This is a genomic window from Trinickia sp., from assembly GCF_051954495.1.
Taxonomy (GTDB): Bacteria; Pseudomonadota; Gammaproteobacteria; order Burkholderiales; family Burkholderiaceae; genus Trinickia.
The window spans coordinates 152,284-161,254 of record NZ_JBQCHR010000032.1 but is presented as its reverse complement, the minus strand read 5'-3'; the positions used below and the strand labels follow the sequence as shown (position 1 = coordinate 161,254).

Sequence of the window (8,971 nt, the reverse complement as noted above, 5' to 3'; positions counted from 1 at the left end):
CGCGCGCTTGGCGAGGGCGAGCGACAGCGCCGCGCCGTAGCCCGGAGACACAGCGTCCGTGACCGCGGTAGGCATCATTTAGTTGGGATGGGGATACATCGGCGAGGGCAGCAGCGAATGCAATTGCGGCTTGGTCGGCATGGCGCCGACGATGCCGTCGGCCACCTGTTTGGCCGCAGCCTCCGGGTTCGGCCCGCGACTCGCCAATTCGACCGCCGCGGACAAATCCCCGTACACGGATTTGTATTCTTGCTGCGACGAAATCGCCCAAAGATTCGGCGGGTAACTCTGAGCAATCCCGTCGCGCTTTCGTTGGCGAAGGTCCGTCAGATACGAGTCGGCCGCGGCGGGGAGCGTATCCGTCGAATTGCGCGCGGTCACTTGCCCTAGATCCTTCGACACCGCGTCGACGGTCGGCTTCGCCGCCTTGAAAATACGCTCGGCGATTTCGGGCGGCGCGCCCTTGAGCGCGTCATGCAAACTCGCGGCGGCAGCCACCGAACCGCCGGTTTGATAGGCATGAGCGATGTTGTCGACCGCCGGCTTGACGATGCGTGCGTTGAACGCGTCCTCGATCGCCTTCTCTTCTTTTGGCGAATGCTGAGCCTGCTCCGCCAATTGCCGCGCTCTCGCATAAACGGCTTGGGCGTCGTGCAGCTTTCGAAATTGCGCGAGTATCTCGGCTTCGGTCAGTTCATGATGGTTGGACGACGAACCACCCACCGGGGCAAGGGACATGTTGGCACCTTTTTGCGCGGTTTCACGCGCCTGTCACGATAAACGTGCAGGAGGCTATCACGTGCTTCGTGGCGCAATCGCACTCATTTTTCGTAGTCCCTGCATGCGCGCGCGCGATGCGGCGGTGCGAAACAACGCGGTTTCGTCGTCCCCCGATGCCGAGCCCCTCGGCGCCCGTTAGCGCGAGCGCCGACGGCGCACGGCCTGCGCCAGCGTATCGAGCACGGGCTCGGTTTGCGCCCAGCTCAAGCAGGCATCGGTAATGGACACGCCGTAGCGCAACGGGACGCCGGGCTTCAGATCCTGACGCCCCGCTTCGAGGTGGCTTTCGATCATCACGCCGACGATACGCGCCTCGCCATTGCTCAACTGCTCGCCGACATCGTTGCCGACGTCGATTTGCTTCTCGTGCGCCTTGCCCGAATTCGCATGCGAACAATCGATCATGACCTGCTCGCGCAAGCCGGCTGCGCGCAATACGGCACAGCATTCGTCGACGCTGGCGCGATCGTAGTTGGGCCCCTTCTTGCCCCCGCGCAGAATCACGTGCGCGTCGTGATTGCCGCGCGTTTCGAAGATCGCGGCCATGCCCATTTTCGTCATGCCCATGAACGCGTGGCTCGCGCGCGCGGCGACGATCGCATCGGCCGCGATCTGCACGCCGCCGTCCGTGCCGTTCTTGAACCCGATCGGGCAGCTTAAGCCCGAGGCGAGCTGCCGATGGCTCTGGCTCTCGGTGGTGCGCGCGCCGATCGCGCCCCAGGCGATCAGATCGGCGATGTATTGCGGGCCGAGGAGATCGAGAAACTCGGTGCCCGCGGGCAGCCCCAGACCGTTGATGTCGAGCAGCAAGCGCCGTGCGGCGCGCAGTCCCTCGTTGATACGGAAACTGCCGTCGAGCCGCGGATCGTTGATGTAGCCCTTCCACCCTACCGTGGTGCGCGGCTTCTCGAAGTAGACGCGCATGACGATCAACAGATCGTCGCGCAGTTCGTCGGCCACGGCCTTTAGCCGACGCGCATATTCGAGCGCCTGGTCGTGATCGTGGATGGAGCAAGGGCCAACCACGGCCACGAGCCGATCGTCGCGACCATGCAGGATTTCGCCGATGTCCGCGCGCGTATTTTCGACCAGCGTCTGGACCGCCGGCGGCACGGGCAGCTCGTCTTGCAACAGCGCGGGAGAGATGAGCGGACGCACCGCCCCGATGCGGACGTCGTCGATACGCGTCGTGTCCTGCGTTGCATCGGCAACGCCGACTTCTCGATCGTGGGTAGGATTGTCGATACTTCTCATCACCGTTTCTCCGGGCTTGTGCGAAGCCACGATTATGGCACCGGCAGTGCGGCGGCGAGCGGCCTATGGGCCGAATGCGTTGGACCGGCGCATGCGGCCGCCGACCGCACGCACCCTCGCTCGGCCGCACGATTGCGCGGCCGGAATGCCGAGCGGCTTACTCGCCGTCGTTCTTGATCTGCGGCAGCGCCGAGCTCTCGCCCGGTGTCAGCAGACCGACTTGCGAGTAGATACGCAGCTTCTCGCGCGTGTCGGTAATGTCGAGGTTGCGCATCGTCAGCTGACCGATACGATCGCGCGGCGAGAACGTCGACTGCACCTTCTCCATCGACAGACGCTCCGGCTGATACGTGAGGTTCGGCGACTTCGTGCTGAGGATCGAATAGTCGTTGCCGCGGCGCAGCTCGATCGTCACTTCGCCCGTGATCGCGCGGGCGACCCAGCGTTGCGCCGTCTCGCGCAGCATGATCGCCTGCGGGTCGAACCAGCGGCCTTGATACAGCAAGCGTCCCAAGCGGCGACCGTTGTCGCGGTATTGCTCGATCGTGTCTTCGTTGTGAATGCCCGTGACGAGGCGCTCGTAGGCGATGAACAACAGCGCGAGCCCCGGGGCTTCGTAGATGCCGCGGCTCTTCGCCTCGATGATGCGGTTCTCGATCTGATCGCTCATGCCCAGGCCGTGACGGCCGCCGATACGATTGGCTTCGAGCATCAGTTCGACGGCATCGGCGTATTCGACGCCGTTCAGCGCGACCGGCCGCCCTTCCTCGAAGCGAATCGTCACGTCTTCCTTGGCGATCTGCACGTCGTCGCGCCAGAAGGCGACGCCCATGATCGGGTTGACGATCTTGATGCCGGATTCCAGGCTCTCCAAATCCTTGGCCTCGTGCGTCGCGCCGAGCAGGTTCGAATCGGTCGAGTAGGCCTTTTCAGCCGACATCTTGTAGGCAAAGCCCGCTTGGCGCATGAACTCCGACATTTCGGCGCGGCCGCCGAGTTCGTCGATGAACTGCTGATCGAGCCAGGGCTTGTAGATCTTCAGGTCCGGATTGACGAGCAAGCCGTAGCGATAGAAACGCTCGATGTCGTTGCCCTTGTACGTGCTGCCGTCGCCCCAAATGTTGACGCCGTCTTCCTTCATGGCGGCGACGAGCATCGTGCCCGTCACGGCGCGGCCGATCGGCGTCGTGTTGAAGTAGGTGATGCCGGCCGTGGACACGTGGAATGCGCCGCATTGAAGCGCCGCGATGCCTTCCGCCACGAGCTGGGCGCGACAGTCGATCAATCGAGCGCCCGCTGCGCCGTATTCGAGCGCGCGGCGCGGGATCGAATCGTAGTCGTCTTCGTCGGGCTGGCCCAGATTGGCCGTGTAGGCGTAGGGAACCGCGCCCTTGAGCTTCATCCAGTGCAGCGCGGCGCTCGTATCGAGGCCGCCGGAGAAGGCGATGCCGACCTTCTGGCCAGTCGGGAGGCTTTCAAGAATTGTACTCATGAGGAAAACCGTTCAATCGAGGGATAGAGGTTGAACCGAGCAAACCGGCCGTCTGGAGCCCGCGCCGAAGCCGCCCGGGCGGGGCGATTGCTACGCGCAAACCGATATTGTAGCCCGTGCGGCCGGGCCGCCCCAATTGCGCGCTCCCGCGCGTGCCCCGCGCCGCCCGAAAGCAGCACGGCGGCGTCTGGGCGGCCGCGCTGCTTTCAGGCGGATGCCGCCGCTTCCTTCAAGGGGCGCAGGTACGCATGAATTTGCGCGATGACGGCTGCGCCGTCGCCAACGGCGGCCGCCACGCGCTTGGCAGATTCGGCGCGCACGTCGCCGATCGCGAACATGCCTGCCACGCTGGTCTCCAACGGATAGGCGGGGCCCTGCCCGGCCGGCGAAAGATCCTTACGCGTGAACCCGGTCAAGACGAAGCCGTGGCGATCGAGTTCGACGCCGCTTTCGGCCAGCCAATCGGTTTTCGGATCGGCGCCGATGAAGAGAAACAAATGCCGCGACGCGATGATTTCTTGCTCGCCGTCATGCCGAATCACCACGCGCGCCAGGCCGGCTTCGTCCGCTTCGAGCGCCTGCAGCGTACACCCTGTGCAGACCGAGACGTTCGGCAAAGCGCCGATGCGGTCGATCAAGTACTTCGACATGCTCGACTCGAGCGATGCGCCGCGAATCAACACACGGATGCTGCGCGCGAAGTTCGCAAGAAAGACGATCGCCTGGCCCGCCGAGTTGCCGCCGCCGATCAAGACGATGTCTTGCCCTTTCGCCAATTTGGCTTCGATGGGAGACGCCCAATAGTAGACGCCGCACCCGTCGAATCGATCGAAGCCTGGGACCGCCGGCTTACGGTAGGCCGCGCCGCTTGCAATGACGATGGTTCGCGCGCGCACGCTCTGGCCGTCCGCCAGCTCCAGCACGAAGCAATCGCCTTCTCGCCGCGCCTTGGCCACTTTCACCGGGATGGCGAGATGAGCGCCGAATTTCAGGGCTTGCTGATACGCTCTCGCCGCCAAAGCCTGGCCCGAGATGCCCGTCGGAAAGCCGAGGTAGTTCTCGATCCGCGAGCTGGCGCCCGCTTGCCCGCCGGGCGCGCGCTGATCGAACACCGCGACCGAAAGCCCCTCGGTGGCCGCGTACACCGCCGCCGCGAGCCCCGCCGGCCCCGCGCCGACGATCGCAACATCGTAGACGCCGGCCGATTGGAACGTGGGCACGAGCCCCAGGCAGGTAGCCAGTTGCACCTCGTCGGGCGCGCGCAAGACCGAGCCGTCTGGACAAAAAACCAGCGGAAAGTCGCCGGCGCCGACGGTCATGCCCGAGAGCAGCGCCGCCGCCTCCTGGTCCTGCCGCGCATCGAGCACCTGCGACGGATGTCCATTGCGCCGCAGGAACCCCTGCAGGGCGAGCACCCGCCCGTCGGCGCCGTCCCCGACGATCACGGGCCCGAGACCCTGCTCGATGAGCCCCAAGCGCCGCAATATCAACGCGCGCATGATGTGCTCGCCCAATTGCGCGTCCGCGACGATCAACGCGCGCAGTTTGTCCGGTTCGACGAGCAGCGTGTCGCAATCGGTCTGCGCGATCCCGTCGACGAGCGCGGGCCGCCCCGAAAGCTGAGCGATCTCCGCCATGAAGCTGCCGTCGGTGTGTTCGGCGATCAGCGTCGAGCGGCCGGCCCTATCGCGCGTGCAAATGCGCACCCGGCCATGCAGCAAGACAAAAAGGCCGAGCGCGACACGGCCGGTTTCGAAGACATGTTCGCCGGCCTTGAACGACATCGGCCGGGCGAAGCGCCGCAGGCTGGCGATTTCGCTTGCCGATAGCGTCGGAAACAATTGGTGTCGCCGGTGTTCGAGCGACGAGAAGGGGGCTTCGTCTTCCGTCGCGGCCAGATTGGCGGGACGGGCAAGCTCGGGAGTGCTCATTCAATCACCTCGGCCATGTCGGGGGGAACGCGAATCGGCCGGGCCGACGCGCGTTCGCCGCCATCATAGCGGGGTATCGGGCTTTTTATAAGCGACGCAATCCACTTCCACCTTGCAGTCGATGACCATGCTCGACACCACGCAAGCGCGCGCGGGCGGGTGTTCGCCGAAATACTCGCGAAACACCTTGTTGAACGAAGCGAAATCGCGCGGGTCGTCCAACCAGACGCCGCAGCGCACGACATGTTCCGCCGAATACCCCGCTTCGTTCAGAATCGCGAACACATTCTGCAGCGTTTTTCGCGACTGCTCCACGATGCCGCCGCTCACGACTTCGCCGTTTTCCATCGGCGTCTGACCTGATACATAAAGCCATCCATCGGCCTCGACCGCGCGTGCAAACGGCATGTGCTGACCGCCCGTGCCTTTTCCGCCTTCCACGCCGTAACGCTTCATCGATTCGCTCCTTTGAGTACGGTTTCGTCTTCCGCCCGAAAGCGCCGAGCGTTCGATCGCTCGGCCCTCGAGCCCATTACCTGTCCGACAACGCCTTCGCCGATTGCAAGAGATCATCGAGCATGGCGGCGCGCCGCTCCGGGTTCGTGTCGCGCGCGGTCATGAAACACAGCGCCGCCGTGGGGAAACCGGCGCGATCGCGAATCGGCGCGGCCATGCAAAGCCGGAACGCGTTGGACAGCCCTTCCGTGCAGCAATAGCCGTGCTCTTTGGCGTCGTGCACGTCGCGCATGAATTCGTCGAACTCGATACGCACGCCGTTGTCGAGCACGAAATCCTCGTCGGGAATGAGCGCGCGAATGTCGTCGGCGCTCAGATGGCCAAGCAGCAAGCGCCCCGTGGCCGTCCATGGAATCGGCACTCTCACGCCGATGTCGGACGTGATGTTGAACGGCCGAGCGCTGTTCTCCGACAGCACGACCGTGTACTTGTTGCCCTCGAGCATGCACAACTGCGTGGTCTCGTCGTACTTTCTCACCAGCGCCAGGATCGCTTGATGCGCCCGGCTGATGAGATCGTTGTGCGTCGAGTAGTCCGAACCGTAGTAGTGCATTTCACGGCCGAAAAAAACGCTTCCGTCCGCGCTCGTCTCGAGCAAACCGGCCTCCGAAAGAATCGTGACCAATTCGTAGATGCTCGAGCGCGGCGCGCCCGTCGCCTCGATCAATTCGCGCATGCTCATCGGGCGCTGCGCAATGTGCAATTGACGAAACATCGCAATGACGCGATCCACGCCTCTCGCCCGCGACGATTCTGCTCCAGCCATTCATCCGCTCCGTGTCTTACCGTCGTTCATCGAGTTTTTGCCAAGCGGTCGAAGTGTACTGTGCGAGGCCACCGCTCGCTATGCGAGGGGCGGTGCGCTCAATGATCGAGCACGCGATGCAGAAACTGCCGCGTGCGCTCGTTGGCGGGGTTGACGAAAAGTTGTTCGGGCTCGCCCTGCTCGGCGATCACGCCCTTGTCCATGAATACGACGCGGTCGGCCGTTTGACGCGCGAAGCCCATTTCGTGCGTGACGACCACCATCGTCATTCCGTCGCGCGCCAGCGAACGCATCACCTGCGTGACCTCCCCGACCAGTTCCGGATCGAGCGCGGACGTCGCTTCGTCGAAGAACATGATGCCCGGCTCCACCGCGAGCGCTCTTGCGATCGCCACGCGCTGCTGTTGCCCGCCCGACAATTGGCTCGGATAGTGCTGCGCGCGGTCCGCCAGACCGACGCGTTCCAGCGCTTGCATCGCACGGTCGCGCGCGTCGGCCGGGCTCATGCGCCGCGCCTTGATCAGCGCGAGCGTGACATTGCCGAGCGCCGTTTTGTGCGGAAACAGGTTGAATTGCTGAAACACCATCCCGACATGGCCGCGAATTTCCTTCGCCCGCCGCGCTTCATGCAGCGGCACCTCATTGACCCACACCTGCCCCGAATCCGTCGTTTCGAGACCGGCCATGATCCGCAAAACCGTGCTCTTGCCCGATCCGGACGCGCCGATGAGCACGACGACCTCGCCCGGATTCACGTCGAGATTGATCTCCTTCAAGACGTGGGTTGCGCCGAACGATTTACTGACGCCCGAGAGCGAGATGATGGGCTTGACTTGGGTTGGGTCGGTCATGACAGTCTCCTGCGATCATGGTGGCGCACCCATTGCGAGACTGGGAAGCACACGACGAAGTAAATCAACGCGACGAGCCCGTAGACCTCGACAGGCCGGCCGATCCGGTCCACGATGGCTTGGCCCCCGTGCATCAATTCGGACATGCCGATCATGCTGACGATCGACGTGTCTTTGATCAGCGACAAATACTGACCGACGAGCGGCGGCAGCACGATCTTTCCCGTTTGCGGCAATACGACGAAGGCGAACGTCTGCGGCCGCGTAAGGCCTAGGATCTGCGACACCTCCCACTGGCCCTTGGGCACGGCCTCGATGCCCGATCGGAAGATTTCGGCGATGTACGCGCCTTGATAGATGCTCAAGCCGATCGCGCCGGCCGCGAAGACATCGATCGCGTAGCCGAAGTAGGACACGCCGAAGTAGATGAACATCAGCGTGATCAGGACCGGCGTACCGCGAAACAATTCGATGTAGACCCTGGCGACGCGCGACGTGCCCCACGGCCCGAACGAGCGCAGCACGGCGGCAAAGAGACCGACGAGCGTGCCGCCCACGATCGCGGCCACCGACAGCAAGACGGTCGTGACGAGCCCCTGAAGCAGGATTGCGAGGCTACTGCTCAACCATTGGACAGACATGACCCGACTCCCTTGCGAACATCACGCTCGGTTGACCCGGCGCATCGTGAGTTTCCCGAAACCGGTGCGCTGCCGGGCCGCCACGGGCGGATGGAACATCCGCGCGCCCAGTTGGTCGGCAAGCCAGGACAGCAGGTTGCTGAGCACGAGATACACCGCCATCGTGACCGCGAACGTTTGGATGTACAGCAGCGTGCGCGCATTGATGACAGTCGCCGTTCCGGTCAATTCGGGCAAGGCGATGGCGGAAAGCAGCGACGTGCCCAGCAACAACTGGATCAGATAGTTGACGATCGCCGGGTAGACGGCCCGGGCCGCCTGGGGCAACACCACGTTCACGAAAATCTGCGCGGGGTTGAGACCGAGAATGCCTGCCGCTTCGATCTGGCCGCGGGGAACCGACGCCATCCCCGCGCGGAACACTTCCGACAAGTAGGCGCCGACGTTCAATCCCAGCGCAATGACGCCCGCCCAGTAGGCATCGAGCGAAATCCCCGCGGACGGAAAGCCGAAAAACACGATGAAGATCTGCAGCAGCACGGGCGTGTTGCGGATGACTTCGACATAAGCGCGGGCGACGAACCGCAGCGGCCGCAGGGGCGAGACGCCGGCGACCGCCGTCGCCAGCCCCAGCGCGATCGCCAGCGCGAACGACAGCATCGTCACCTGCAGCGTCAGCCACGCTGCCTTCATAAAGTCCGGGGCATAGCCCCACAACGTCAGCCACTGGTAACTCATCT

At 64.0% G+C, this 8,971-nt stretch carries 9 protein-coding genes; all 9 read right to left on the bottom strand.

What is annotated here, in order from left to right; translation table 11 throughout:
* Positions 1 to 78: 78 nt before the first annotated feature.
* Positions 79 to 738, bottom strand: a complete 660-nt coding sequence (locus ACTHNR_RS05005; RefSeq protein WP_440546418.1) for a hypothetical protein — start codon at positions 736 to 738, stop codon at positions 79 to 81.
* 177 nt (positions 739 to 915) lie between these two features.
* Positions 916 to 2,034 carry a 3-deoxy-7-phosphoheptulonate synthase gene (locus tag ACTHNR_RS05000; protein WP_440546417.1) on the bottom strand — a complete coding sequence of 373 codons (1,119 nt, stop codon included), beginning with the start codon at positions 2,032 to 2,034 and terminating at the stop codon, positions 916 to 918.
* Between the two features lie 157 nt (positions 2,035 to 2,191).
* The gene (gene argG, locus ACTHNR_RS04995; protein WP_440546415.1) at positions 2,192 to 3,526 is read right to left on the bottom strand and encodes an argininosuccinate synthase; all 1,335 of its coding nucleotides are present in this window, start codon (positions 3,524 to 3,526) and stop codon (positions 2,192 to 2,194) included.
* A 206-nt stretch (positions 3,527 to 3,732) separates the two neighbouring features.
* Positions 3,733 to 5,457 (bottom strand): FAD-dependent oxidoreductase, encoded by a 1,725-nt coding sequence (locus ACTHNR_RS04990; RefSeq protein WP_440546414.1) that lies wholly within the window; start codon positions 5,455 to 5,457, stop codon positions 3,733 to 3,735.
* Positions 5,458 to 5,520: 63 nt separating this feature from the next.
* Positions 5,521 to 5,913 carry a RidA family protein gene (locus ACTHNR_RS04985; RefSeq protein WP_440546412.1) on the bottom strand — a complete coding sequence of 131 codons (393 nt, stop codon included), beginning with the start codon at positions 5,911 to 5,913 and terminating at the stop codon, positions 5,521 to 5,523.
* 76 nt (positions 5,914 to 5,989) lie between these two features.
* On the bottom strand, positions 5,990 to 6,739 hold the full coding sequence (locus tag ACTHNR_RS04980) for an IclR family transcriptional regulator (protein ID WP_440546411.1): 750 nt from the start codon (positions 6,737 to 6,739) through the stop codon (positions 5,990 to 5,992).
* A 98-nt stretch (positions 6,740 to 6,837) separates the two neighbouring features.
* Positions 6,838 to 7,590 carry an amino acid ABC transporter ATP-binding protein gene (locus tag ACTHNR_RS04975; RefSeq protein WP_440546410.1) on the bottom strand — a complete coding sequence of 251 codons (753 nt, stop codon included), beginning with the start codon at positions 7,588 to 7,590 and terminating at the stop codon, positions 6,838 to 6,840.
* Positions 7,587 to 8,231 (bottom strand): amino acid ABC transporter permease, encoded by a 645-nt coding sequence (locus tag ACTHNR_RS04970; RefSeq protein WP_440546409.1) that lies wholly within the window; start codon positions 8,229 to 8,231, stop codon positions 7,587 to 7,589. Before ACTHNR_RS04970 ends, ACTHNR_RS04975 begins: the two co-directional genes overlap by 4 nt.
* A 21-nt stretch (positions 8,232 to 8,252) precedes the next feature.
* Entirely contained in the window at positions 8,253 to 8,969 is a 717-nt protein-coding gene (locus tag ACTHNR_RS04965; RefSeq protein ID WP_440546408.1) for an amino acid ABC transporter permease, read from the bottom strand.
* Positions 8,970 to 8,971: the final 2 nt, after the last annotated feature.